This window comes from Brucella sp. TWI432, assembly GCF_039674445.1.
In the GTDB taxonomy this organism is placed as follows: Bacteria; Pseudomonadota; Alphaproteobacteria; order Rhizobiales; family Rhizobiaceae; genus Brucella; species Brucella chromiisoli.
Genome location: NZ_JBDJNL010000001.1, coordinates 218,672 through 242,911, shown reverse-complemented (window position 1 = coordinate 242,911; position 24,240 = coordinate 218,672). Strand labels below are relative to the sequence as shown.

Sequence of the window (24,240 nt, the reverse complement as noted above, 5' to 3'; positions counted from 1 at the left end):
AAGCAACGAGCGGCGTTTAAGAAATTTCCTTACGTTTAAAGCGTAAAATCTTTTGCATTATATCAACAATATGCTAAGTTGGGGCGGTCGGTGTCGGCAATTATGATTGCACGCCTGAACATTTCCGCTGAATGCGATGTGCTTGAAAATAGCGCACCAGTGCAGGCGCTGGGGCAATTTGCGCTTTGCGTAGAGCGGGTGATTCTGGCATACCGACGACCAAATTAGAACAGTTCCTAAAAGGTTTGAAAATGCCTCCTTATCGTTCGCGTACTACCACCCACGGCCGCAATATGGCTGGCGCGCGCGGCCTATGGCGCGCCACCGGCATGAAGGATGAGGATTTTGGCAAGCCAATCATTGCCGTGGTGAACTCGTTCACCCAGTTCGTGCCGGGCCATGTGCATCTGAAAGATTTGGGCCAGCTGGTTGCCCGTGAAATCGAAAGCGCTGGTGGCGTTGCGAAAGAATTCAATACCATTGCGGTCGATGACGGCATCGCCATGGGTCATGACGGCATGCTCTATTCGCTGCCATCGCGCGAGCTGATCGCCGACTCGGTGGAATATATGGTCAATGCCCATTGTGCCGATGCGATGGTGTGCATTTCCAACTGCGACAAGATCACGCCCGGCATGCTGATGGCCTCGCTGCGCCTCAATATTCCGGTCGTTTTCGTTTCCGGCGGTCCGATGGAAGCTGGCAAGGTCGTGTGGGACGATCAGGTCAAGAAGCTCGACCTCGTGGACGCCATGGTTGCTGCCGCCGATGACCACTATACCGACGATCAGGTCAAGGCGATTGAGCGCTCTGCCTGCCCAACGTGTGGCTCATGCTCGGGCATGTTCACCGCCAATTCGATGAACTGCCTCACAGAAGCGCTTGGCCTGTCGCTGCCGGGCAATGGTTCGACGCTCGCAACCCATGCCGACCGCAAGCGCCTGTTTGTGGAAGCCGGTCATCTGGTTGTCGATCTCGCGCGCCGTTATTATGAGCAGAACGACGACAGCGTCCTGCCGCGTTCGATTGCAAGCGTCCCGGCTTTTGAAAACGCCATGACGCTTGATATTGCCATGGGCGGATCGACCAATACGGTCCTTCATCTTCTGGCGGCTGCACAGGAAGCCGAAATCGACTTCACCATGGCCGATATTGACCGTCTGTCGCGCCGCGTGCCGGTTCTTTGTAAGGTCGCGCCTGCCAACAATACAGTTCACATGGAAGATGTGCACCGTGCAGGCGGCATTATGGGCATTCTCGGCCAGCTCGACAAGGCAGGGCTGATCAATACCGATCTGCCGACCATCCATAGTGAAACCATGGGCAAGGCGCTCGATCATTGGGACGTGACGCGCACCAACAGTGAAATGGTGCACAAGTTCTATTCGGCGGCCCCCGGCGGCGTGCCGACACAGGTTGCATTCAGCCAGGAACGCCGCTTTGACAGCGTTGATACGAACCGTGAAACGGGCGTTATCCGTTCGAAAGAACATGCGTTTAGTCAGGATGGCGGTCTGGCCGTGCTTTACGGCAATCTGGCTGAAGACGGCTGCATCGTGAAGACGGCAGGCGTGGATGATTCCATTCTGAAATTCTCCGGCCCTGCCCGCATCTTCGAAAGCCAGGATTCTGCCGTGCTCGGTATCCTGAACGGCAAGATCAAGGCTGGCGACATTGTGCTGATCCGCTATGAAGGTCCGCGCGGCGGTCCGGGTATGCAGGAAATGCTCTACCCAACCAGCTACCTGAAATCGAAGGGTCTCGGTAAGGCTTGCGCGCTGGTCACTGACGGACGTTTTTCGGGCGGCTCTTCGGGTCTTTCGATTGGTCACGTTTCGCCGGAAGCAGCCGAAGGCGGCACGATCGGTCTGGTGCGCGAAGGCGATATTATCGAAATCGACATTCCAAACCGCAAAATCCATCTGGCTGTTGATGATGCAACGCTGGCGGAACGCCGCGCCGAGCAGGATGCATCCGGCTGGAAGCCGCTTGAAGAGCGCAAGCGCAAGGTTTCAACCGCGCTCAAAGCTTACGCTTCCATGGCAACGAGTGCTGCCAAGGGCGCGGTGCGGAAATTGCCGGATTGAGACGAGTGAAGAACGGAAATTAAAAATATAGATGTTCCGTCTGCAATCAGAGCGCATCCCGAAAAGCATGAAATGGCTCTCGGGATGCGCTTTAAAACAAATACTTTGAGACGCGCCGATCTGACCCAATCAAATTGAAACCCGCTCTAATTCAAAACGAGCCGCCTTTTTTCCTTGAACCTGTAAACAATTCTCACGCTATATCATCCACTGAAGAATCACTTAATTCTACGGGGCATATTTAGTGGTGCGGGAAAATTTTAAAGCCAACAAGGCGCTTTTGTGCGCAGTATTTATTATCCCTTTTATAGTGGGCGCTGTATCGTTTTATCTAGGCGGCATACTTGGTCCTAGCGAAAGGTTTAGAGATCTGGCCTTTTTCGCCTCGTCAATTGCACTTCTCATAGCATCGCTTCATGCACTTAATTCCGATGCACAGATCAATGGCCACGCACTTCCCTCTCGAGGGTTATTGTTTGTCGGCGTTTTGCTCCTTCCGGTCGCGCAACTGCTTTATTTGCTAAAAACACGCAGGCCATTGCGAGCGATCTGGCTACTCATTCTGTTCTGGATAACAATGTTTCTGTCGCTCTTTGCAGGCGCAATTGTCTGTTTGATCGTCGTCCTGATCGTGAATCAATTCTGAGGTCTTAACACCCAAAGCAGATGAGGAAGCCCGCTCACAGGTCGCCAATCGCGCCGGTTATCACAGGCATCAAATCGTTCTTGACCGACTCCGGCGTAAACGGCCCGACATGCTTGTAAACGATCTTACCGTCTGCATCGACGAGGAAGGTTTCCGGCACGCCGTAGACCCCCCATTCAATGGCGGAGCGTCCCGCGCGGTCTGCGCCCACGGCAGCAAAGGGATTGCCGAGATCGCCAAGAAAACGGCGGGCGTTTTCGGGTTGGTCCTTGTAATTGAGGCCAACCACACGAATGCGCTTGTCCTTGGCGATTTCCATCAAAAGCGGATGCTCTTGACGGCATGGTACGCACCATGATCCCCAGACATTCACCAGCGTCAGCTTACCCTTGAAATCTTCGCTGTTGAGCCCCGGCACGGGCGCACCATCGCGCAGGAGGCCTTCGACGGGCGGAAGATTGGTTGGCGGTGCCTGTCTGCCAATCAAGGCCGAAGGAATGGTCGTATTGTCTTTGCCGGATAAAAGCTGCACGGCAAAGATCGCGGCAAGGCCAACGAAGATCAGCAAAGGCAGCAGCGCCACCAATATGCGGGGCTTTTTAGCGGTATCGGCTTCACTCATTGCGCAGAACTCTTTGCCGAGCGGCGGCGCACGCCTTGCGCTTCAAGCCGTTTGATCTCATTTTTCTGAATGCGATGATCGATCAGTATCCAGCCAATCGTGATGGCGAGGGTTGCGGCGGCGATGCCATAGGAGATCGCCACATAAGCGAAATGGCTCATTGCGTTGCCTCCTGTGCTTCCACACGCACTTTTTTCATACGGCTGCGATCTGCATTGCGGGCTGCAAGCTTTTTCATCATAGCCACGCGACGACGCCAGATTTCATTGCGCATCGCCATCATGTGCAATGTGAGAAACAGCAGCGTGAAGCCGATCGCCATCACAAAAAGCGGCCGCAGCATAGAGCCGTCAATCGTCGGACCATCCATGCGGAAAACCGAAGCGGGTTGATGCAATGTGTTCCACCAGTCGACCGAGAATTTGATAATCGGAATATTGATAAAACCAACCAGTGTGAGGACGGCGACGGACTTTGCACTTTTGGCCGGATCATCCATGGCGCGCGACAGCGCAATAATGCCGAGATACATCAGAAACAGCACGAACACGGAAGTTAATCGCGCATCCCACACCCACCATGTGCCCCACATCGGCTTGCCCCAGAGCGAGCCGGTTGCAAGTGCAAGCGCTGTGAACACCGCGCCCAAGGGAGCCGCTGCGCGGATTGAGACATCCGCCAGCGGATGGCGCCAGACCAGCGTCCCCAGGGCCGAGATTGCCATGATCGAATAGCACATCATCGAAAGCCAGGCGAAAGGCACATGGATATACATGATGCGGACAGTCAAACCCTGCTGATAATCATCCGGCGACAGAAAAACCATATAAAGCCCGGCTGCCAGAAACAGCCCGGCAAAGCCTCCAAGCCACGGCAGAACCTTACCCGCAAAAGCGAGAAAGCGGGTCGGGTTTGCCAGATCGAGCCAGCTTTGGGTTTTCATCGTGTCATTCGTCATGGCCTATACTTATACCTGACGCGATATGCCGTTCAATTGACCGTAATCAACTGCGTCAATCCGCCGAGCCTGATCTTATCCGAAAACCGATTCCCACTTTTCGGGATCACATTATTTTCGAGCATGATCTTATCCGAAAACCGGTTCCCACTTTTCGGGATCATGCTCAATCCGCCGAACTTTTTAAAGATGCAGCAGCTGCCAACGGCCCTAAAACAGCAAAAAACAAAGTCAGCGCACACAGAATCAGAAACGGCGCAAAGAATGGGGCCACAGCATCGGTCGCGCCATATGAAGCCGAGACACCGAAAATCAGCACCGGAATGGTCAGCGGCAGCACGATCACCGAAACCAGCAAGCCACCGCGCGGAAGCGCCACCGCCAATGCCGCACCGACTGCGCCGATGAAAGCAATGGCTGGCGTTCCGACCAGAAGTGTCAGCGCAGTTGCAGCGGTTGCGGTCATATCCATATTCATGAACAGCCCCAACATGGGTGACGCAATGACCAGCGGCAAAACGCTCGCCACCCAATGGGCAAGACATTTCACAAAGACTGTAAAAGCCAGCATATGGCGGTCTGCACCAATCAGCAGCAGATCAAGCGAGCCATCTTCTCGGTCCGCCTGAAACAGCCGGTCGAGGCCGAGAAGTGTTGCCAGCAAAGCGCCGATCCATAACATGGCCGGACCAATGCGCGAGAGCAGATTAAGATCAGGGCCGACGCCAAACGGCATCACTGAAATGACAGCCAGAAAGAACAAAATCCCGATCAGTGCGCCGCCACCGGCACGAAAACCCAAACGCAAATCTCTGATAAACAGTGCTCCCATCACGCCACCTCGGGCGCATAGGCGGCCATATCGAGCGATTTGATCCCCGTCAGACCAAGCGGAATATGCGTTGCGGCAATGACCATGCCGCCCTCACGCCTGTGATCGCGCATCAGTTCTGCAAAGCGCGCCTCGGATGCCTTGTCGAGACCGGCGGTCGGCTCATCGACAATCCAGACCGGGCGATGACTGATCAGCAGTTTGGCAATGGAAACACGGCGCTTCTGCCCGGTTGACAGATAGCCAAAAGGCAGATGGTCAACGCCCGGCAGATCAACCGCCTCCAGTGCCTCTTCAATATCGAAGCGTGCAGCACCATTGAACTTTTGCCAGAATAAAAGATTCTCGCGCACGCTCAAAGCGGGCTTCATTGCATTGAGATGGCCAAGATAATGGCAAGCAGCGCGCACTGGCATCGAAACAGTGTCTTCGTAGAGCGCAATGGTGCCGTTTTCCGGCGCCAGAAGACCACAGATGATTCGCAGCAATGTCGACTTTCCAGAGCCGTTCGGGCCGGTGACAATAAGTGCTTCACCCGACGACAAGTCAAATGAAAGGCCTGCGAAGATCGTCTCGCCCGCGCGCTCACCTGCCAGATTTTCGGCTTTGAGCCGCATTCTCTCTCCTCAGCCCCTTCTGGCAACGTCTAAAAGGGGCTATCGCAACATTTCGCCGCAAGGGGGCAAATTCACGAAATTCAGTCTGGAATCGTTTTAGGAAACTCTCTATATGAGGGCTACCATGCCAGCGGTCGGTGTGGAAACGAATTTTGGCCGATCTCAAACACTTGTAACCTATTATACAAGTTTCGGGACGGACAGCGGAAATGACTGCACCCGCACCTTGGCGCGTCCTTGAAACGCTAGCCTAGGCGTTCGTCCTGGTTTTCCGGCCAGTAGCATAAAGGACGAATGAAGTGTCGCACATCGACAGCTTTAAATGCCGCAAAACCCTTACCGTTGGCGGTAAGGATTATGTCTATTACAGCCTGACCGAAGCCGAAAAGAACGGCTTGACGGGCATATCCAAGCTTCCTTTCTCCATGAAGGTTCTCCTTGAGAACCTGCTCCGCTTCGAAGACGACCGCTCTGTCAAGAAGTCGGACATCGAAGCTGTTGCAAAGTGGCTCAATGATCGCGGCTCGGCAGGCGCTGAAATCGCTTATCGCCCGGCCCGTGTGCTGATGCAGGACTTCACCGGCGTTCCAGCCGTTGTTGACCTTGCAGCCATGCGCGATGGTCTGAAGGCGCTGGGCGGCGATCCTGAAAAGATCAATCCGCTGGTTCCTGTCGATCTCGTCATCGACCACTCGGTGATCGTCGATGAGTTCGGCAATCCAAATGCTTTCAAGGCCAATGTGGACCTCGAATATGCGCGCAATGGCGAACGCTACCGCTTCCTCAAATGGGGCCAGCAGGCATTCAAGAACTTCCGGGTTGTTCCTCCGGGCACCGGCATCTGCCATCAGGTCAATCTTGAATATCTGGCACAGGCCGTCTGGACCAAGGAAGAAGACGGCGAAACCGTTGCCTATCCTGATACCTGCGTTGGCACCGATTCCCACACCACCATGGTCAATGGCCTTGGCGTTCTTGGCTGGGGTGTTGGCGGTATTGAAGCGGAAGCTGCCATGCTCGGCCAGCCCGTTTCCATGCTTTTGCCAGAAGTCATCGGCTTCCGCCTGACAGGCAAAGTCAAGGAAGGCGTGACCGCAACCGATCTCGTGCTCACCGTCACACAGATGCTGCGCAAGAAGGGCGTTGTCGGCAAATTCGTCGAATTCTTCGGCGAAGGCCTCGAAAACATGACGCTTGCCGACCGTGCGACCATTGCCAATATGGGCCCGGAATATGGCGCAACCTGCGGCTTCTTCCCGATCGACAAGGAAACGCTCAACTACATGAACACGACCGGTCGTGCAGAAGACCGTCTCGCGCTCGTGGAAGCTTATTCGCGTGCTCAGGGCATGTGGCGTGAAGCTGGATCGGAAGACCCAGTCTTTACCGACATTCTCGAACTCGACATGAGTGACGTTGTTCCATCGATGGCTGGTCCAAAGCGTCCTGAAGGCCGCATTGCGCTGGAAAACATTGCATCGGGCTTCGCAACCTCGCTTGAAACCGAGTACAAGAAGACCACCGGCCAGACCACACGTTATGCCGTTGAAGGTGAAGACTATGATCTTGGTCATGGCGATGTGGCGATTGCCGCAATCACGTCCTGCACCAACACCTCCAACCCAAGCGTGCTGATTGCTGCCGGTCTTCTGGCGCGCAATGCGGTTGCCAAGGGTCTCAAGACCAAGCCATGGGTCAAGACCTCGCTCGCACCCGGTTCTCAGGTTGTGGCCGCTTATCTTGAATCCGCTGGCCTCCAGAAGGATCTTGATGCACTCGGCTTCAACCTCGTTGGCTTCGGCTGCACGACCTGTATCGGCAATTCCGGTCCATTGCCTGCGCCGATCTCCAAGACCATCAATGAAAAGGGTCTGATTGCGGCTGCCGTTCTTTCCGGTAACCGTAACTTTGAAGGCCGTGTTTCGCCGGACGTTCAGGCAAACTACCTGGCTTCGCCGCCATTGGTTGTTGCTCACGCGCTTGCCGGTACGGTTACCAAGGATCTGACAACAGAGCCGCTTGGCGAAGATCAAGATGGCAATCCGGTATTCCTGCGCGATATCTGGCCTTCATCGGCGGAAATTCAGGACTTCATCGCCAAGAATGTCACCCGCAAAATCTTCTCCGAGAAATATGCGGATGTGTTTAAGGGCGACGAAAACTGGCAGGCCGTTCAGGTTCCTGCTGGTCAGACCTATGCATGGGACGACAATTCGACCTATGTGCAGAACCCGCCTTACTTTGTGGGCATGGGCAAGTCGGCTGGCACGATTTCTGATGTCAAAGGCGCGCGTGTGCTTGGTCTCTTCGGCGACAAGATCACAACCGACCATATTTCACCTGCCGGTTCCATCAAGGCGCAGTCACCTGCTGGCAAGTATCTGCTTGACCATGGCGTCGGCATTGCCGACTTCAACCAGTACGGCACACGTCGCGGCAACCATGAAGTGATGATGCGCGGCACGTTTGCAAATATCCGTATTCGCAATCACATGCTGGGCGAAAACGGTCGTGAAGGTGGTTACACCATTCACTATCCGTCGAAGGAAGAAATGTCGATCTACGACGCCGCTATGGAATATAAGGCAGAGGGCGTTCCGCTCGTCATCTTTGCCGGCGTCGAATATGGCAATGGCTCGTCGCGTGACTGGGCTGCAAAGGGCACCAATCTGCTCGGCGTCAAGGCTGTGATTGCGCAGTCGTTTGAGCGTATTCACCGCTCCAACCTCGTTGGCATGGGCATTGTGCCTTTCGTCTTCGAGGAAGGCACAAGCTGGCAGACACTCGGTCTTAAGGGCGATGAAATCGTCTCCATCGAAGGCCTTGCCGATGTGCGCCCACGCCAGAAGGTCGAAGCTTCCATCACTTATGCCGATGGCAGCGTGAAGAAGGTTCCACTCATCTGCCGTATCGATACACTGGATGAGCTCGACTACATGAAGAACGGCGGCATTCTGCAGACCGTTCTGCGCGATCTGGCTGCTTAATCAGTACAGCATCAAAATTAAAAGGCCGCCGGAGAAATCCGGCGGCTTTTTGGTTTATAAGCCCGAACGGATCATATCCCTGATTTTTACTGCTTTCTCAAAATGATCAAGCGTGTGGGTTTTAATCCACCACTGAGCAGCTTCCATAAGCAATTCGGGGTCAGAATTCTTATTGGCAAAGAACGCGTAAAAAGAGATGCCAACCGTCTCGCCCTTTTTGGCTATCTTTTCATCGCAAATAGCGATGGCTCTTTCTCTTAGGCTCAACCGCATATTCGATCAGTCCCGTCCCTATGGATTTTCTGGCGCACCATCCTTTTATCGCAGGTCACGCCAAGCGTGGGATAAAAGAAACAGTACCCACATGAAACTCACTGCAACGTGACTTCCTATTGATCATGCCAATTCCTACATAATATATGTCAGAGCTAATTATATACGCATTGAACCATTCAAAACCGTTTTCGTTTTTCTGGAAATGCGTTGATTGCAGGATGAAACCAAAGTGACCTTCCACTCCCCTTTCAATGGGACATGTACACGATTTTCCGGCGAATATGCTCCCGGTCTGCGCTGTGTTTGTGCTGCTCTGGGTTTGGCGTTTACGGGTAGTTTGTCCATGCATGGCGTGGCGAACGCTGAATCCAGCAGCACGCGCACATCGGTGATTGAGCTTTATACCAGCCAAGGCTGCAAATCCTGCCCGCAAGCCGATAAGAATCTGGCGAAATATGCCGATGACCCGAACGTGTTGGCGCTGTCATTCCACGTCAATTACTGGGACTATATGGGCTGGCACGATACGCTTGCATCGCAGGACAACACGGACCGCCAGAACGCCTATCGCAATTCGTTTAATGCCAAGATGCTGTATACGCCGCAGGCCATCGTCAATGGCACGTCTGAAGTGAATGGTCGCGATGCTGAGGCCGTAAAACAACATATTGCTGCAAACAAACTTAACGTGCCCGTTTCGATCCGTAAGCTGGATGACGGACGTCTGTCCATCGAGATCGCCAAAGGTGAAAAGCCGAAAAGTCCGGTGCATGTGGTGATGTTCTATTTGCGCGATGCAGTCACGATCCCGATCGACCGGGGCGAGAATGCCGGCCAGTCAGTCACGTACCGCAATACGGTGATGGACACTGACACGATCGGCATGTGGGACGGTGAAGCTATGAAAATCGAGCTGCCTGCCTCAGAGCTCAAGCGCAAGGACGTAAACGGCTGCGCAATCATTTTGCAGGAAAGCAACAGCGCCAATGCGCTTGGCCCAATCCATGGCGCGGCCATATTCAAGCAAAGAAGCCCACTTAGCCTTTAATGCGCCAAACGCTATCAGGATCACGTCTTTGACGGCCTGTTTTCGATAATTTTTTGGAAGTTTCACATTTGCCTGGGAGGCTGATCGCGTGTGAGCTGGTTCGGTTCGAGCAGTCCTTTGGGCGGGGGGCTTGGGGTCGGACAAACCCGAACCGAACCGTCTCAGGCAACACGCTAATATAGGCCGCACAATCAGGCCGGAATGCGAAGTTAACAAGGCCAAAATGTGGCCAATCATCACCATTCAGAACAGACGTTCTTTTTTCGTGACCAGCTAATATACAACTAATTGGGATTGATTTTTTATAGATCAATTTGCGCGCGATCACCAGCGCCAATCACAACCTTGCAAAGATTTAACAAAACCATCACCATGGGCTTATGCGGCAAGATAATTGCGACTTGCACATTTCCTTGGCTAACCATCCAGCGTCGAAAGGAAAACCATGGATAAACAAAGCGCTGCAAATGAGAATGCGGCAGCGTCCCATTCACTTCCCAACTCTTCGTCCATCCGAAACATTGCCCCTGTGGGGCATATAAAAACTGCTCCAACCACCGTCAGCTTTGACAGGCATGAGCTTGGCAAAATCCTGAATATTTATGGCCGCATGGTCGCAACAGGCGTTTGGCGGGATTATGCGATTGACCATCTCACAGACAGGGCTGTTTTTTCGATTTTCCGTCGGGCAAGCGAAGTGCCGCTTTTTCGCATTGAGAAAAATCCAAAGCTCGCAAATAGGCAGGGCGCCTATTCTGTCATTGCCGCAACCGGCCTTATCATGAAGCGCGGGCACGAGCTTGAGCGTGTGCTGCGCGTTTTCGACAAGAGCCTCAAGCTGGTCGATAAATAAGCGATGACTTAAGTCAGTGGCATGGCGCCGGGATCAACCGTGCAACCGCCATTAAGCGGCAACTGCATCAGCACGGTGTCAAGCCAGCGGCCATGCTTGAAACCGGAACCCTGAATACGCCCGCAATGGATGAAGCCGAGGCTTTCATGCAGCTTCACCGAGCCGATATTGTGCTCACCATCGCCCACCACCGCCAGCAGTTGCCGGAAGCCAAGCGCGGTCGCGCGCTTTATCAATTCTCCAAGCAGCAGCTTACCAAGGCCCTTTCCCTTCGCATCGGGTGCGATATAGATCGAGTCTTCTGCAAGCCAGCGATAGGCAGGCCTTGTGCGGAAATAGCTGATATAGGCATAGCCCAGCACCCGGCCATGCTCTTCCGCAACAAGAATCGGAAAACCCTGATCGACGAAAGTGTCGAAGCGCCGCTTCATCTCATCAAGCGTAGGCGGCTCAATCTCATAGGAGCCGGAGCCGTTTAACACCGCTTCCGTGTAGATCGCGGTAATGGTTGCCATATCGGTGGGCTGAAAGTCTCGAATGAAGGGCATAGCGAAAGCCAGGACTCTGTTTGAAATTACCCGCTCAACATGCCCCGAAGAAGTCTTTTTGAAAAGCAAAAAGGGCAACGTTTCCGCTGCCCTTTCGCATTCATTCTATTCCAGACTGATCAGTCGCGGTTGCCCATGAACTGAAGCAGGAACATGAACATGTTGATGAAGTCGAGGTACAGACGCAGCGCGCCCATAACAACTTTACGGCCCTGCGAATCGGCCGAATCACCTTCAAAATACATTTCCTTGATCGACTGCGTGTCATAGGCGGTCAGACCTGCGAAGATCAGCACGCCGATCACCGAGATTGCAAACTGCAGCGCGGTGGAGCCGAGGAAGATGTTAACAACCGAAGCGATGATCAGGCCAAACAGACCCATCATCAGGAACGACCCCATAGCGGACAAATCACGCTTGGTGGTGTAGCCGTAAAGCGACAGCGCGCCGAAAGAGGCAGCCGTCACGAAGAAGGTGCGAACGATGCTCTGGCCGGTAAAGACCAGGAAGATCGACGACAGCGACAGACCAACCAGTGCCGCATAGCCCCAGAACACAGCATTGGCGGTCGATACCGACAGACGCTCAATGCGGAAGCTCAGGAAAAAGACTGCTGCGAGCGGCGCAAGCATAACAACCCAGCGCAGCGGGGATGTGTAAAGGGCTGCACCGAGTGCAGTGAGCATCTTGCCGTTCGCCATCTGCGCAACAGCAGCCGATGGGTCTGTTGTTGTTGCCAGCGATGAGACAGCCAGAGCAGCAAGGCCGGTAACGACCAAGCCGATAGCCATCATGTTGTAAACGCCCAGCATATAGCTGCGCAGCCCCTGATCGATGTCAGCACCGACGCGTGCACCGCCGACGGGCCTCTGCGCCTGAATATTGCGATAGTCAGCCATGACTTAATTCCTCTTGCCTTGTCCCGTCCGGTGTCAGGGCATACTTCAAGCTTAAGATGCCACAAGGCGCCGCTGGCGGGACCCCAGCATGCCTCCGCTTATTATGGGGATTTTGCAGCTATCCTACAAGTACTCCCTGTAAAAAATCATAATAAGAGCATTTTAAAATGGACCGCATTTTCAATAAGATCCAAGACCTTACGCGATTTTATGCAACAACATTACAAATGCTTCATAAGTTTCGGAGCACGTTCGCAGGCTTCTGACCCAGAACACGCCATGTTCCGGCAAGTCCGAATCCGACTGTCAGCACAAGAGCGATGGCAATCGTCATCAAAGCCACATCCGGCAGGAACTGCGCTTTAAGCTTCATAACTTCAACCACGACGTACCAACCCGCAACGCTGCCCGCGACCAGCGCAAACACGGCGGTTGCAAGACCAAGCAGCATATATTCAACGATATAAGCCGTAATCAGCGTGCCGCGTGTGGCACCCAGCGTTTTCAGCACCACCGCATCGTGAACACGGGCACGGTTGCCAGCAGCCAAAGCGCCGCCCAGCACCAAAACCGATGCCGCAAGCGCAATAGAGGCTGCCGCTCGGATCGCCGTTGCAAGCTGACTAATCAGGTCATTTGCCACATCAAGCGCATCGGTGACGCTGACGGTTGTTACCGCCGGCCATGTCTTTGTGACCTGTCGCAAAACATCCGGCGCCAAGTTCTTCTGATTCTCTGGGATCGTCAGCGTTGCAAGCCACGTTGCAGGCGCACCGGCAAACGTGTTGGGCGAGAAAACCATGACGAAATTCATCGCCAGCGTTTCCCATTGCAACTGCCGGAAGCTTGCAATCTTGGCATTGATATTGCGGCCAAGCACATTAACGGTGACCACATCGCCGATCTTGAGCCCCAGCTCTTTGCCCTCGCGCTCTGCAAACGAGACCAGAGGCTCGCCCTTATAGTCAGCAGGCCACCACTCGCCTTCGCTCAGCGTCGAATTTTCGGGAACTTTGTCCGCAAAAGTAATGCCACGGTCTCCGCGCAACACCCATGCGGCCTCAGGCGGAATGGTCATGTCGCGCACATTGGTGCCGTTGAAAGCAACGATACGACCACGCAGCATCGGCCCGGCAGTGAGCTTGCCATCCGGCACGATGCCGCTGACAAGTTTGGTGAAATCACCGATGTCATTGTTCTGAATATCGACGAAGAAGAAGTCCGGCGCTTGTGCGGGAATATTCTCCGTTATCTGACGCCGCAGATTGCCATCAATAAGCGCAATAGCCACCATCAGCGTCAGGCCAAGACCGAGCGACAAAACCACCGAAGGCGTCAGCGCGCCGGGGCGGTAGATATTGCCAATTGCCAGACGCACAGCTGTTGAACGCACACGCGGCGCACGGCGCGCCAGCCAGCGGATGCCGTCTGCCACAAGCCGCAGCACACCAAAAGCCGCAATCGCCGCAACAATGAAAACGCCTGCGATCCGCCGATCATAGGCCACATAAAGCGCAAGTCCGGCCAGTGCCGCAATCAGCAGGACAGCCAGAGCCAGATAAAGCAATGGCGGAAGTCCGCGCTGCTCAAAACCCTGCTCGCGAAACAATGCAGTGGCGGGGATGTTGCGTGCACGCCCCAGCGGAATGATCGCAAAGGCCAGCGTTGTGATAAGGCCAAACACTGCCGCCAGTGCCAGAGCATCAGGGAAAAAGCCGCCACCACCCGCAACGGGCAGATAATTGGCAAGGGCTGCGGCAGCCGCAAACGGCATAATGGCCGCCAGCAGCAGTCCAAAGGCAATGCCAATCAGGCCGATCACCATGATCTGTACAAGATAGACCAGCACCGCAAAGCGTGCAGGCGCGCCCAATGATTTGAACGTCGCAATCACCCCGCGCTTGCCGTCGAGATAAGCGCGAACGGCATTGGCAACACCAACACCGCCAACAATCAGCGCCGTCAGGCCGACCAGCGTGAGGAATTGCGAAAAGCGCTCAATATTGGCAGTCAGTGCGGGGGCTGCGTTGTTGCGTGAGCGGATATTCCAGCCAGCATCGGGGAAGTCCTTCGTTGCGCGTTCACGCAACTGCGTGATTGCTGAATCAGATGCACTACCCGGCAATGCGACCTTATAGATATGATCGACAAGACTTCCGGGTTGTATCAAGCCAGATGCACGTAAGCCGTCTATCGAGACGAGAAAACGCGGCGCGAAATTAAAACCCGATGACAGAAGATCAGGTTCGGTTTCAATCAGCGCACGCAGCTCAAAAGTTTCAGACCCGAGCAGCACCTTCGTGCCGAGCGACACGCCCATGCGATTGAGAAAATCCTGACTGACAGCCGCGCCGTAAACGCCGTCCTGCTCTTTGGTCATATCGTTAAGCGAAAGCTGCGGCTGTGTTTTCAACTCACCATAGAGCGGATAAGCAGCGTCCACGGCCTTCACTTCCACGAGCGACTGATCCGACCCATCGGGCAAACGCGCCATAGAGCGCATGGTGGCGCTTTCGGCAAAGCGTCCCTGCTGCTCGATAAAGGCACGTTCATCGGGGCTAGCCTCACGCTGATTGAGCGCAAAACTGACATCGCCGCCAAGTATAGTCTGGCCTTCGGCTGCAATACCGGTACTGACCGAGCGCGCAACTGAGTTTACGCCACCAATGGCTGCAACACCCAAAGCGATACAGGCGAGAAAGATATAGAAGCCGGATAACCCACCACGCATTTCACGCAAAGCGAAGAGCAGAGCGAGAGAAAACGATTTTAAAAAACTCATGCGCCTGCCACCGCCTCTTCAAGCGCAGGCTCTTTTCGGGCAGGCTCTTCGATACGGCCTGAACGCACCGGGATCTCCTGATCACAGCGCGCAGCAAGCGATGGATCATGTGTTACCAGCACCATGGTCAGGCCGTTTTCACGCTGCTTTGAAAACAGAAGATCGGTGATTTGTCGACCCGTTGCCGTGTCGAGATTGCCGGTCGGTTCATCGGCAATGAGGATTTTCGGGCTTGGCGCAAGCGCACGCGCAATGGCGACGCGCTGCTGCTCACCACCCGACAGTTCCGACGGATAATGTGTCAGGCGCTCGCCAAGCCCCACAGCGCGAAGCTCGCGTTCGGCAACCTCAAACGCATCTTTACGTCCGGCAAGTTCAAGAGGAACAGCGACATTTTCAAGCGCCGTCATATTGGGAATCAGATGGAACGACTGGAAGACAATACCGATATTGGCACCGCGAAAAGCCGCGGCCTGATCTTCGGACATCTGACTAATCGTCTCGCCTGCGATTTTCACGCTGCCCTGATCGACATGCTCGAGCCCCGCCAGCACCATCAGCAGGGTTGATTTGCCCGAACCCGATGGCCCAACAATGCCGACAGAGCGGCCCTGCATAATGGAAAGCGAGACGCCTTTGAGGACATGCACAGACGAGGCAGCGTGCCCGAGGGTCAAATGAACGTTCTCAAGTTCAATAATCGGGCCAGAAATTGAAGATGCTACCTGTTCCGTCACGCCTTTTTCTTCCTATATGCATATTCAGGGTCAAAGCGCGTCACAAAATTGAACTTGTTTTGCGCGAGAAGGAATCATCCGGGCGGATTGCCCACTTTGCTAGATATGGGTCGCTAACAATGCGTTTCAAACACTCGATCACGGTTTGGTTATCGATTTTTGCTCTGACCGCATCTTTTCTTGCGACAGGAGCACGCGCTCAGGAAGAGCCAACTGGCCTCGAAGACGCATTGCCAACCGAACAGCTTGAACAGGTCAAGATTGTCGGTTTTGGCGACAGTTTGATGGCTGGCTACCTTTTGCCGTCCAATGCGGCCTTCCCGCAGCAGCTTGAAAAAGCACTCGACGACAAGGGCTATGAAGTCAGTATCGAGAATGCAGGCGTTTCGGGCGACACCACAACCGGTGGGCTTGCGCGCATCGACTGGTCGATTCCCGATGGCACCGATCTGGTTATTCTGGAACTGGGTGCCAATGATGCGCTGCGCGGTATTTCGCCGGACATTACAGAGAAAAATCTTGATGAAATGCTTTCGCGTCTGAAGGCACGCGGCATTTCGGTCATTCTCGCGGGCATGATGGCTCCGCCCAATATGGGCAAGGATTATGCCGACAAATTCAACCCGATCTATCCAAAGCTCGCGCAGAAATATGGCGTACCACTTTATCCGTTCTTCCTTGATGGTGTCACCACCCAGAAGGATCTGCTGCTCGAAGATGGCATGCACCCAAATGAAAAGGGCGTTGAAACAATGGTCAGCCATTTCATGCCAGTGATCGAGAAAACCCTCAAAGCCAAACAAAAGACGGGGACATCGGGCGGCTGACAAAGACCGGAAGCATAAACAGCTTGCTCAAAACGGCGAAGAATGATTCGCTGCAAGTTGCATCGGTTCGTAAAGAAGATTCGTTTTCCTGATGATTGATGCATAGGCACTCTAAACGCAGAGCGTCCTTCCGTGGTTTTTGCCACACGACGCTCTGGTGCAGAATGGTTCGAGGAGGATGCTTTATGCCGCGTCTCTTTACTGCCCTCGAAATCCCGCGCGACGCCGCGCTTTCGCTCTCGTTATTACGAGGCGGCCTCCCCGGCGCACGCTGGATTGATGTCGAAAACTACCACATAACCCTGCGTTTTATTGGAGATGTGGAAGGCCATGTGGCCGATGAGGTTGCCAATGCACTCGATCGCGTGCGGCGCCCTGAATTCATGCTCAGCCTGTCAGGTGTCGATGCTTTCGGCTCCAAGAAGCCGCACAGCATCTATGCCGGCGTATCTCCCTCGCCTGAACTCAACGCACTTCAGGGCGAAATCGAACGCATCTGCCAACGGCTTCGCATTCCTGCTGATCCGCGCAAATTCACACCGCATGTGACTTTGGCACGGTTGAGAAACCCGCGCATTGAGGATGTCGTGCATTACCTCTCATCGCGCGGCAACTTCTCGACAATGCCGTTCAAGGTGGGGCGCTTCGTGCTGATGTCGTCACGTGATTCTGTCGGCGGTGGACCTTATGTTGTCGAGGAAGCCTGGCCTTTGGTACCCGCATCGCGCCAGAACTGGTCAGCCAGCGCCTTTGATGAGGCCAGAACCATCCGGTAAACCTGTTCGAAATCCCCGATATTGCCATAATAAGGGTCGGGGATTTCAACTGCTTTTCCTTGCGCAATTTCGGTGAACAACCCGATACGAGCGCTCGCGCTTACAGGCTTTCGCTGTGCGATCATGCGCATATTGTAGCGATCCATACCCACAATGAGATCGAACCGCGTAAAGTCGCTTGCAATGAGCTGACGGCAGCGCTGCTCAGAAATATCGAGTCCATGACCGGCTGCAACCCGGATCGAGCGATCATCCGGCTCTTCGCCGGTATGGTAGCCATTGGTGCCTGCGGAATCGATCAACACATGATCAATGCGGCGCTCAGCCAGAACCTCTCGCATCACGCCTTCCGCAAGCGGCGAACGACAAATATTGCCTGCGCAGACAAACAAAATACTGGTTGGGGCTGATTGGATCACGGAACTCTCACGGCTATGATAAGTTAGAGCTGAATAGCCAACAACATAGGCAAAAGGCAATGACACGCAACCGGCTCAATGAAGATGAACTGAAACAGGAACTTGCCAAGCTTGAGGGCTGGCAGAAGGTCGATGACCGTGAAGCGATCAGCAAAAGTTTTCAATTCAAGGATTTTAACGCAGCGTTCGGCTTTATGAGCCGGGCAGCACTTTATGCTGAAAAGCTTGACCACCACCCCGAATGGTTCAATGTCTATAATCGTGTCGATGTCACGCTTTCAACGCATAGCGAAAACGGCATCACAGAGTTGGACATCCAGTTAGCACGCATGATGAATGCAATCGCTTAATCCTATCAAACCTTTGAAATATAAACGATAATGATCTTTTTCTGATAATTGAAGCTTCCGTCTCGGTTTCTAAAATTATAAGGCAGAGCCTTCGTCAGATCGACACGATCACTCCAGTCCTGACCGAGCGCTCCGCCATTGATACTTCGAATGAAGGTATCCCCCACAGAAATGGCGGAATGAAAAATGTGGCCGGCTTTCACGTCGTAAAATCCAATTGCCCGGCCATAGGGAAGCGCTGAATAACCGTTCCACAATTCGCCCGCTTTGAAATTCAGTAACGGAATCCAGTTCTGACCGGATGTGCCGCGCAATGTATGCTGCGATATCCCGGCGCCCAGAAGAAAACGCATATAGGCAGTCATGTCATAGCAAACGCCGTCTTTCACATCGACAGTGATCTGATCGCCAATGTCCTGCGCCAAAGCCAGTTGATGTCCACGGTAAAACTGGGTTGACCGGTCACTACGTACAAAATTTTCGCCATAGCCGGTAAAGTGCATAAAAATCTCCATTCAGCCAGATCGTAGGACGCCCCTCAACGGGAAGGACTCTATATTCTGGTGATTTGGGAGGTTTGGTGTAGCTGACGGTTCTTGCAGGCTGAAGACCACGAAAACTTGAAAAGACGTCCCAGCACCCCCATTTTGTTGGAGTCACAGGCTGATGCGGATGACAGGAGTTTGATTGACTATGGATAGCACCAGGATCGATGAAATCCTTGAACCCGGTGATGATCGCCAGAACCAAAGGCGCAGCGAACGGGTGAAAAAAGGTTTCTGGAAAACCGCACGCCGTGCCGGTCGCATGGTTCCTTTTATGGATGAAGTCGTGGCGGCTTATTATTGCGCGCTTGATGAAAAAACGCCAACGCGTGTGCGCATGACGTTGATGGCCGCTCTTGCCTATTTCGTACTGCCTTTCGATATTATTCCCGATATGCTTGTTGGCATTGGCTTTACCGATGACGTTGCGGTGCTGATGGCAGCACTCACAGCCGTGCGCACGCATATAACGCCTGCGCACCGTATCGCAGCGCGCGAAGCCATGCGCGACGAAGCTGATATCACCGGAAGCTGACCGATCTCATTCACAGCTTTGTTACGGATTTACACATCCATACAATGGGATAGATTGCTGCCGACAAACTCTTGCCGCTTTCTTTTGGATGAAGTGAGCAGCGGGATCGTGGGGACTAAGGTTCAAAGCCTGGTGCACTCGTTCAAGTTTTCTTTCAAAACTTCACCGTTTGGTAACCCAGAATAAGGCACATTAAGGGTCACTAAGCGGGGCGGCGTGTTGAACGACGACATCCCGATATTCGACTTGGAAGCAAACGAAAGAGAACCGGTAAAAAACCATGCTTGGAAAATCGATCGTCGCGGCTTCGGTGTTCACGATTGCAATGGCTGGCGCAGCGCTGGCCCAGACACCGACCCAGATTAAACAGTTCGACGCCTGGGGCGCATATAGCTACCAGTCGGGTAATGGCAAGGTTTGCTATGTCCTGTCCGTGCCGACACAAAAGGCCCCAGCCAATGTCGATCACGGTGATAATTTCTTTCTCGTGAGCCAGAAACCGGGCCAGAACATCAGCTTTGAACCTCAGTTCATGGCCGGTTATGATCTCAATACCAACGCCAAGGTTGTGGTTACTGTCGGCAATCGCAGCTTCAACATGTTCGTCAACGGCAAATCCGGCTGGATGGAAAACGCCGCGGAAGAGCCACAGCTGGTCGCAGCCATGCGCGGCGGTTCTGACATGAAGGTTCAGGCGCAGTCCAAGCGCGGCACCAAAACCAGTTATACTTATTCGCTCAAAGGCATTTCGGCAGCACTCGCAGCCATTCAGAAGTGCAAATAAGCCAATCAGTCCAAGCAGATTTAAAAGCCGGGGCCGAAGCTCCGGCTTTTCTTTTTATCATCCGATATCGCGTCGCTGCATATCTCCCACGAAACACTGCGGGATGACGGATCGAATATTGTGTGCTATGAGCGCGCGCAACAGGCTCGCATTTCAGATGAACGAGCCCATATATCCATGCAACAGATCGTGTTTACCGGCGCGCTTTATGCGGCGTCCTCAACAGTTGAAAACATATGTCCATTTCGTTCGACCTGACCATTGATGATACGCGCGACCAGCTTGCCCGCCATGTGCGCGCAAATATGGAACAGAAGCCTTCGCTCATTGGCATGTCGCGTGAGGAAATGGCTGATGCACTGATCAAGATTGGCGTGTTGCCAAAGCAGGTGAAGATGCGCATTGCGCAGCTTTGGCACTGGCTTTACGTGCGCGGCGTTTCCGACTTTGCCGATATGCGCAATATTTCCAAGGATCTGCGCGCGCTGCTGGCGCAGCATTTCACCATTGCGCGCCCGGAAGTGGTTGAAGAGCAAATCTCGCAGGACGGAACGCGCAAGTGGCTGTTCCGTTTTCCGCCACGCGGTGCCGGGCGTCCTGTCGAAATCGAATGTGTTTATATCCCGGAAGAAGGCCGCGGCACGCTTTGCATTTCTTCACAGGTTGGGTGCACGCTAACCTGTTCCTTCTGCCATACCGGCACGCAGAAGCTGGTGCGCAATCTGACATCAGAAGAAATTCTGGCGCAGCTTCTGACCGCGCGTGATCGTTTGGGGGATTTCCCGGAGACCGACACACCCGATGGTGCCATCGTGCCTGCGGAAGGCCGCAAGGTTACCAATATCGTCATGATGGGCATGGGCGAGCCGCTTTATAATTTTGAAGAAGTGAAAAAGGCTCTGCTGATCGCGTCAGATGGCGATGGCCTTGCCCTTTCCAAGCGTCGTATCACGCTTTCGACCTCTGGCGTTGTGCCGGAAATCTATCGCACTGGCGAAGAAATTGGCGTGATGCTGGCAATTTCGCTCCATGCCGTGCGCGACGAGTTGCGCGACCTGCTGGTGCCGATCAACAAGAAATATCCGCTGGAGCAGTTGCTCAAGGCTTGCCGCGAATATCCGGGCCTGTCGAATGCAAAACGCATTACATTTGAATATGTGATGCTCAAAGACATCAATGACAGCATGGAAGATGCCAAGCTGCTGGTTAAGCTTCTCAAGGGCATTCCGGCCAAGATCAATCTGATCCCGTTTAACCCATGGCCCGGCACCAACTACCAGTGCTCGGATTGGGAACATATCGAACGCTTCGCCGATTATGTGAATGCGGCGGGCTACGCATCGCCGATCCGAACACCACGCGGTCGCGATATTCTGGCGGCCTGTGGTCAGCTGAAGTCGGAATCAGAGCGTATGCGCAAAACCGAACGGCTGGCGCTTGAAGCCATGATGATCGCCGGACACGGCGAATGATTTACGGAGATAAACCCGTTTGACCGACACTTTCGATTACATCACACGGTTTGTTGTCATTGTTTTCGGCTATTGTGTCGCTGTTCTGGCCGCAGGATTTTTTCTGGCGGCCATTCTTTATAGCCAGGTCGATGTACTCGGCTATGCCATGTCAGACCCGTTTTTTCAGGATATTTTTACGGAAATTCGTGACAGCTGGGATATGATGGGCTTTTATGCAGCCGTTCTCGTCGGCGGACCTGTTCTGGCATTCATGGCAGGCGGCTTCAGCTTTTTCCCGGCACTGGTGCTGATTGTGATAGCCGAAGCGCGCGGGTGGAAATCATCGCTGCCTTATTGTATCGGCGGCCTTGTGATCGGGTTGCTGGCAATGGGAACAGGTTCGCTTTTCGCAATCACGGATCAGCAGATTGCCGCAAGTATCGCGCTTCTGACAGGCGCTTTCGCTTGTTCAGGCGTCGTCGGTGGTTTTGTCTACTGGCTGATTGCCGGTCGTAATGCCGGACGATTTTTAGCCCGCCCGGCGAAGTAATCCTACTTGGCCTGCGCTGTCAGAATTTTGAGCGCAAAGGCCGAAAAAACACCCGCAAAAAGCCAGTCTACAATCCGCGTGACCGTTGGATTCTTCTTGAGAAGACCGGAGAATTTATCGGCTGCCACAATCATCGGAATGGTGAAAGGCAGCGCCAGCGGAATAAACGACAGGCCAAGAAAAAACAGTTTTCCCATGGCGTGTGGGTCATGCGCGGAAACAAACTGCGGCAGAAAAGTCATGTTGAAGAGAATGATCTTCGGATTGAGCAGATTGATGCCCAGTCCCGTTGCCCAGTTCTGAAACAATGTGTGCTTCTTGCCGCCATTCTTTTCCGGTGAAAATGCCGACCCCTTGCGGATTGCCTGAACAGCCAGCCACACCAGATAGAGCGCACCAACGGCTTTCAACACAGTGAAGGCGGCGGGCGATGCTATAATCAGCGCCGACAGGCCCAGAGCCACCATGCTTGTATGAATGATAATGCCTGTGCTGGCACCCGCCAGACAGGCAAAGCCTGCAGCTTTTCCCTCTGACAGAGCTCGACCAACAAAAAGCGTCATGTCCGGGCCGGGCGTGATGGATAAAATTGCGGTGGCGATCACAAATTGGACGAAGATGGTCCATTCGGGAATGAAGGTCAGATTTGTCAGGAAAGACATGAGCAGAGACTCCGGGAATTCGCGGCAAGCTAACGCGAATATGGCCATCACGCCATCGGAATTTTTGATGCTTTTTTATAAGAAAATGTCATCCGGGTTGCACGCGGCTTAGCAACTGATAAAAGACTTGCAACAAGCCTTCATCGCATCAGACGGAAGTGAACTATGAGCAAGCTGAAAGACGTTAAAAAAGTCGTTCTCGCCTATTCGGGCGGCCTCGACACCTCGATCATCCTGAAATGGTTGCAGACTGAGCTTAATGCAGAAGTCGTCACCTTTACCGCCGATCTCGGCCAGGGCGAAGAACTTGAACCAGCACGCAAAAAGGCGGAAATGCTGGGCATCAAGGAAATCTTCGTTGAGGACGTGCGTGAAGAGTTCGTGCGCGATTTTGTCTTCCCGATGTTCCGCGCCAATGCCGTCTATGAAGGCGTCTATCTGCTCGGCACCTCGATTGCCCGCCCGCTGATCTCCAAACACCTCATCGACATTGCCAAGAAAACCGGCGCAGACGCCATTGCACACGGCGCAACCGGCAAGGGCAACGATCAGGTTCGTTTTGAGCTTTCCGCTTATGCGCTGAACCCGGACATCAAGATCATCGCCCCATGGCGCGACTGGTCGTTCAAGAGCCGCACGCATCTGCTCGAATTTGCCGAACAGCACCAGATTCCTGTTGCCAAGGACAAGATGGGCGAAGCGCCATTCTCCGTTGACGCAAACCTGCTGCATTCCTCATCCGAAGGTAAGGTTCTGGAAGACCCGGCGATTGAAGCACCTGAATATGTGCATATGCGGACGATTTCGCCCGAAACCGCCCCGGATACGCCAACCATCATCAAGATTGGCTTTGAAAAGGGTGATGCCGTTTCGATCAATGGCGAACGTCTGTCGCCTGCAACATTGCTTGCCAAGCTTAATGATTATGGCCGCGACAACGGCATTGGTCGCCTTGACCTCGTTGAAAACCGCTTCGTCGGCATGAAGTCCCGCGGTGTCTATGAAACCCCTGGCGGCACGATCCTTTTGGCTGCACACCGCGCCATCGAATCGATCACGCTCGACCGTGGTGCAGCGCACCTCAAGGATGAGCTGATGCCACGCTATGCAGAACTCATTTATTACGGCTTCTGGTTCTCGCCGGAACGCGAAATGTTGCAGGCCGCTATCGATCTCAGCCAGAAACATGTCGAAGGTGAAGTCACGCTCAAGCTCTATAAGGGCAATGTCATCGTGATCGGTCGTGAAAGCGAAAAGTCGCTTTATTCCGACAAGCTGGTGACATTTGAAGACGATCAGGGCGCGTATGACCAGAAGGACGCAGCAGGCTTCATCAAGCTCAATGCGCTTCGCCTGCGTACGCTCGCTGCACGCGACCGCCGCTAAGCCCAATCCTAAAGACAAAAAACGCCCTCTCAACCGGAGGGCGTTTTTTATTCAGAATAT

Annotated in this window: 26 protein-coding genes; 13 read left to right on the top strand and 13 right to left on the bottom strand. The window is 53.8% G+C overall.

The window, feature by feature from the left end; all coding sequences use genetic code 11:
- Positions 1–251: 251 nt before the first annotated feature.
- Both ilvD and ABE527_RS01150 read left to right on the top strand, forming a co-directional pair.
- A complete protein-coding gene (gene ilvD / locus ABE527_RS01155) occupies positions 252–2,087 on the top strand; it encodes a dihydroxy-acid dehydratase (RefSeq protein WP_499695845.1) in 1,836 nt (611 codons plus the stop codon).
- A 244-nt stretch (positions 2,088–2,331) separates the two neighbouring features.
- Positions 2,332–2,733, top strand: a complete 402-nt coding sequence (locus tag ABE527_RS01150; RefSeq protein WP_499695844.1) for a hypothetical protein — start codon at positions 2,332–2,334, stop codon at positions 2,731–2,733.
- A 34-nt stretch (positions 2,734–2,767) separates the two neighbouring features.
- On the opposite strand, the gene ABE527_RS01145 is transcribed toward ABE527_RS01150, so the two are convergent.
- From ABE527_RS01145 to ccmA, 5 genes are all read right to left on the bottom strand, one after another.
- Complete coding sequence (locus ABE527_RS01145; RefSeq protein WP_499695843.1) at positions 2,768–3,355, bottom strand: DsbE family thiol:disulfide interchange protein; 588 nt, start codon at positions 3,353–3,355, stop codon at positions 2,768–2,770.
- Positions 3,352–3,516: a heme exporter protein CcmD gene (gene ccmD, locus ABE527_RS01140; RefSeq protein WP_499695842.1), complete on the bottom strand. Its 165-nt coding sequence runs from the start codon at positions 3,514–3,516 to the stop codon at positions 3,352–3,354. The genes ABE527_RS01145 and ccmD overlap by 4 nt, the downstream gene beginning before the upstream one ends.
- Positions 3,513–4,313, bottom strand: a complete 801-nt coding sequence (locus ABE527_RS01135; RefSeq protein WP_499695841.1) for a heme ABC transporter permease — start codon at positions 4,311–4,313, stop codon at positions 3,513–3,515. The genes ccmD and ABE527_RS01135 overlap by 4 nt, the downstream gene beginning before the upstream one ends.
- 166 nt (positions 4,314–4,479) lie before the next feature.
- Positions 4,480–5,145 carry a heme exporter protein CcmB gene (gene ccmB / locus ABE527_RS01130; protein WP_265982672.1) on the bottom strand — a complete coding sequence of 222 codons (666 nt, stop codon included), beginning with the start codon at positions 5,143–5,145 and terminating at the stop codon, positions 4,480–4,482.
- Positions 5,145–5,762 (bottom strand): heme ABC exporter ATP-binding protein CcmA, encoded by a 618-nt coding sequence (gene ccmA / locus ABE527_RS01125; protein ID WP_265982671.1) that lies wholly within the window; start codon positions 5,760–5,762, stop codon positions 5,145–5,147. Before ccmA ends, ccmB begins: the two co-directional genes overlap by 1 nt.
- A gap of 299 nt (positions 5,763–6,061) precedes the next feature.
- Between ccmA and acnA the strand changes: the two genes are divergently transcribed.
- Complete coding sequence (gene acnA, locus ABE527_RS01120; RefSeq protein ID WP_265982670.1) at positions 6,062–8,749, top strand: aconitate hydratase AcnA; 2,688 nt, start codon at positions 6,062–6,064, stop codon at positions 8,747–8,749.
- A 54-nt stretch (positions 8,750–8,803) separates the two neighbouring features.
- Here the strand turns inward: acnA and ABE527_RS01115 are convergent, their stop codons facing one another.
- The gene (locus ABE527_RS01115) at positions 8,804–9,022 is read right to left on the bottom strand and encodes a DUF6500 family protein (protein ID WP_499693291.1); all 219 of its coding nucleotides are present in this window, start codon (positions 9,020–9,022) and stop codon (positions 8,804–8,806) included.
- Positions 9,023–9,338: 316 nt separating this feature from the next.
- Between ABE527_RS01115 and ABE527_RS01110 the strand changes: the two genes are divergently transcribed.
- Positions 9,339–10,073, top strand: coding sequence for a DUF1223 domain-containing protein (locus ABE527_RS01110; RefSeq protein ID WP_265983816.1), 735 nt, complete (start codon positions 9,339–9,341; stop codon positions 10,071–10,073).
- Positions 10,074–10,518: 445 nt separating this feature from the next.
- Positions 10,519–10,926 carry a DUF2794 domain-containing protein gene (locus tag ABE527_RS01105; RefSeq protein WP_499695840.1) on the top strand — a complete coding sequence of 136 codons (408 nt, stop codon included), beginning with the start codon at positions 10,519–10,521 and terminating at the stop codon, positions 10,924–10,926.
- A gap of 8 nt (positions 10,927–10,934) precedes the next feature.
- On the opposite strand, the gene ABE527_RS01100 is transcribed toward ABE527_RS01105, so the two are convergent.
- The 4 genes from ABE527_RS01100 to ABE527_RS01085 form a co-directional block, all read right to left on the bottom strand.
- Positions 10,935–11,474: a GNAT family N-acetyltransferase gene (locus tag ABE527_RS01100; RefSeq protein ID WP_499693289.1), complete on the bottom strand. Its 540-nt coding sequence runs from the start codon at positions 11,472–11,474 to the stop codon at positions 10,935–10,937.
- Positions 11,475–11,593: 119 nt separating this feature from the next.
- Complete coding sequence (locus ABE527_RS01095) at positions 11,594–12,373, bottom strand: Bax inhibitor-1/YccA family protein (RefSeq protein ID WP_265982666.1); 780 nt, start codon at positions 12,371–12,373, stop codon at positions 11,594–11,596.
- A gap of 232 nt (positions 12,374–12,605) precedes the next feature.
- Positions 12,606–15,155, bottom strand: a complete 2,550-nt coding sequence (locus ABE527_RS01090; RefSeq protein ID WP_499695839.1) for an ABC transporter permease — start codon at positions 15,153–15,155, stop codon at positions 12,606–12,608.
- The gene (locus tag ABE527_RS01085) at positions 15,152–15,892 is read right to left on the bottom strand and encodes an ABC transporter ATP-binding protein (protein ID WP_265982664.1); all 741 of its coding nucleotides are present in this window, start codon (positions 15,890–15,892) and stop codon (positions 15,152–15,154) included. Before ABE527_RS01085 ends, ABE527_RS01090 begins: the two co-directional genes overlap by 4 nt.
- A gap of 119 nt (positions 15,893–16,011) precedes the next feature.
- Between ABE527_RS01085 and ABE527_RS01080 the strand changes: the two genes are divergently transcribed.
- Together ABE527_RS01080 and thpR are read left to right on the top strand one after the other, a co-directional pair.
- Positions 16,012–16,719, top strand: coding sequence for an arylesterase (locus ABE527_RS01080; RefSeq protein ID WP_265982663.1), 708 nt, complete (start codon positions 16,012–16,014; stop codon positions 16,717–16,719).
- A gap of 185 nt (positions 16,720–16,904) precedes the next feature.
- Positions 16,905–17,495 (top strand): RNA 2',3'-cyclic phosphodiesterase, encoded by a 591-nt coding sequence (thpR, locus tag ABE527_RS01075; RefSeq protein WP_265982662.1) that lies wholly within the window; start codon positions 16,905–16,907, stop codon positions 17,493–17,495.
- Here the strand turns inward: thpR and ABE527_RS01070 are convergent.
- Positions 17,405–17,914: a low molecular weight protein-tyrosine-phosphatase gene (locus ABE527_RS01070; RefSeq protein WP_499695838.1), complete on the bottom strand. Its 510-nt coding sequence runs from the start codon at positions 17,912–17,914 to the stop codon at positions 17,405–17,407. The two genes, thpR and ABE527_RS01070, sit on opposite strands and share 91 nt — an antisense overlap.
- 59 nt (positions 17,915–17,973) lie before the next feature.
- On the opposite strand from ABE527_RS01070, the gene ABE527_RS01065 reads away from it, so the two are divergent.
- Positions 17,974–18,264, top strand: coding sequence for a 4a-hydroxytetrahydrobiopterin dehydratase (locus ABE527_RS01065; protein ID WP_499695837.1), 291 nt, complete (start codon positions 17,974–17,976; stop codon positions 18,262–18,264).
- A gap of 5 nt (positions 18,265–18,269) precedes the next feature.
- Here ABE527_RS01065 and ABE527_RS01060 read toward each other — a convergent pair whose 3' ends face one another.
- Positions 18,270–18,767 carry a hypothetical protein gene (locus ABE527_RS01060; RefSeq protein WP_499695836.1) on the bottom strand — a complete coding sequence of 166 codons (498 nt, stop codon included), beginning with the start codon at positions 18,765–18,767 and terminating at the stop codon, positions 18,270–18,272.
- A gap of 190 nt (positions 18,768–18,957) precedes the next feature.
- Here ABE527_RS01060 and ABE527_RS01055 point away from each other — a divergent pair, with 190 nt between their 5' ends.
- The 4 genes from ABE527_RS01055 (at position 18,958) to ABE527_RS01040 (ending at position 22,132) form a co-directional block, all read left to right on the top strand.
- Positions 18,958–19,344, top strand: a complete 387-nt coding sequence (locus tag ABE527_RS01055) for a YkvA family protein (protein ID WP_265982658.1) — start codon at positions 18,958–18,960, stop codon at positions 19,342–19,344.
- Positions 19,345–19,624: 280 nt separating this feature from the next.
- Complete coding sequence (locus ABE527_RS01050; protein WP_265982657.1) at positions 19,625–20,128, top strand: invasion associated locus B family protein; 504 nt, start codon at positions 19,625–19,627, stop codon at positions 20,126–20,128.
- Between the two features lie 236 nt (positions 20,129–20,364).
- Positions 20,365–21,600 carry a dual-specificity RNA methyltransferase RlmN gene (gene rlmN / locus ABE527_RS01045; protein WP_265982656.1) on the top strand — a complete coding sequence of 412 codons (1,236 nt, stop codon included), beginning with the start codon at positions 20,365–20,367 and terminating at the stop codon, positions 21,598–21,600.
- Between the two features lie 19 nt (positions 21,601–21,619).
- Positions 21,620–22,132 carry a hypothetical protein gene (locus ABE527_RS01040; protein WP_499695835.1) on the top strand — a complete coding sequence of 171 codons (513 nt, stop codon included), beginning with the start codon at positions 21,620–21,622 and terminating at the stop codon, positions 22,130–22,132.
- A 2-nt stretch (positions 22,133–22,134) separates the two neighbouring features.
- On the opposite strand, the gene ABE527_RS01035 is transcribed toward ABE527_RS01040, so the two are convergent.
- Positions 22,135–22,794, bottom strand: coding sequence for a LysE family translocator (locus ABE527_RS01035; RefSeq protein WP_265982654.1), 660 nt, complete (start codon positions 22,792–22,794; stop codon positions 22,135–22,137).
- 165 nt (positions 22,795–22,959) lie between these two features.
- Between ABE527_RS01035 and ABE527_RS01030 the strand changes: the two genes are divergently transcribed.
- Entirely contained in the window at positions 22,960–24,180 is a 1,221-nt protein-coding gene (locus ABE527_RS01030) for an argininosuccinate synthase (protein WP_499695834.1), read from the top strand.
- Positions 24,181–24,240 lie beyond the last annotated feature (60 nt).

Bases quoted from the DNA above. Each gene is read 5' to 3' on its own strand.
- ABE527_RS01145 (WP_499695843.1), bottom strand. From the start codon at position 3,355: ATGAGTGAAGCCGATACCGCTAAAAAGCCCCGCATATTGGTGGCGCTG.
- ABE527_RS01060 (WP_499695836.1), bottom strand. From the start codon at position 18,767: ATGCACTTTACCGGCTATGGCGAAAATTTTGTACGTAGTGACCGGTCA.
- ABE527_RS01065 (WP_499695837.1), top strand. From the start codon at position 17,974: ATGACACGCAACCGGCTCAATGAAGATGAACTGAAACAGGAACTTGCC.
- ABE527_RS01100 (WP_499693289.1), bottom strand. From the start codon at position 11,474: ATGCCCTTCATTCGAGACTTTCAGCCCACCGATATGGCAACCATTACC.
- ilvD (WP_499695845.1), top strand. From the start codon at position 252: ATGCCTCCTTATCGTTCGCGTACTACCACCCACGGCCGCAATATGGCT.
- ABE527_RS01095 (WP_265982666.1), bottom strand. From the start codon at position 12,373: ATGGCTGACTATCGCAATATTCAGGCGCAGAGGCCCGTCGGCGGTGCA.
- ABE527_RS01050 (WP_265982657.1), top strand. From the start codon at position 19,625: ATGCTTGGAAAATCGATCGTCGCGGCTTCGGTGTTCACGATTGCAATG.
- rlmN (WP_265982656.1), top strand. From the start codon at position 20,365: ATGTCCATTTCGTTCGACCTGACCATTGATGATACGCGCGACCAGCTT.
- ABE527_RS01115 (WP_499693291.1), bottom strand. From the start codon at position 9,022: ATGCGGTTGAGCCTAAGAGAAAGAGCCATCGCTATTTGCGATGAAAAG.
- ccmA (WP_265982671.1), bottom strand. From the start codon at position 5,762: ATGCGGCTCAAAGCCGAAAATCTGGCAGGTGAGCGCGCGGGCGAGACG.
- ccmB (WP_265982672.1), bottom strand. From the start codon at position 5,145: ATGGGAGCACTGTTTATCAGAGATTTGCGTTTGGGTTTTCGTGCCGGT.
- ABE527_RS01090 (WP_499695839.1), bottom strand. From the start codon at position 15,155: ATGAGTTTTTTAAAATCGTTTTCTCTCGCTCTGCTCTTCGCTTTGCGT.
- ABE527_RS01030 (WP_499695834.1), top strand. From the start codon at position 22,960: ATGAGCAAGCTGAAAGACGTTAAAAAAGTCGTTCTCGCCTATTCGGGC.
- ABE527_RS01135 (WP_499695841.1), bottom strand. From the start codon at position 4,313: ATGACGAATGACACGATGAAAACCCAAAGCTGGCTCGATCTGGCAAAC.
- ABE527_RS01105 (WP_499695840.1), top strand. From the start codon at position 10,519: ATGGATAAACAAAGCGCTGCAAATGAGAATGCGGCAGCGTCCCATTCA.
- thpR (WP_265982662.1), top strand. From the start codon at position 16,905: ATGCCGCGTCTCTTTACTGCCCTCGAAATCCCGCGCGACGCCGCGCTT.
- ABE527_RS01035 (WP_265982654.1), bottom strand. From the start codon at position 22,794: ATGTCTTTCCTGACAAATCTGACCTTCATTCCCGAATGGACCATCTTC.
- ccmD (WP_499695842.1), bottom strand. From the start codon at position 3,516: ATGAGCCATTTCGCTTATGTGGCGATCTCCTATGGCATCGCCGCCGCA.
- ABE527_RS01080 (WP_265982663.1), top strand. From the start codon at position 16,012: ATGCGTTTCAAACACTCGATCACGGTTTGGTTATCGATTTTTGCTCTG.
- ABE527_RS01055 (WP_265982658.1), top strand. From the start codon at position 18,958: ATGGATAGCACCAGGATCGATGAAATCCTTGAACCCGGTGATGATCGC.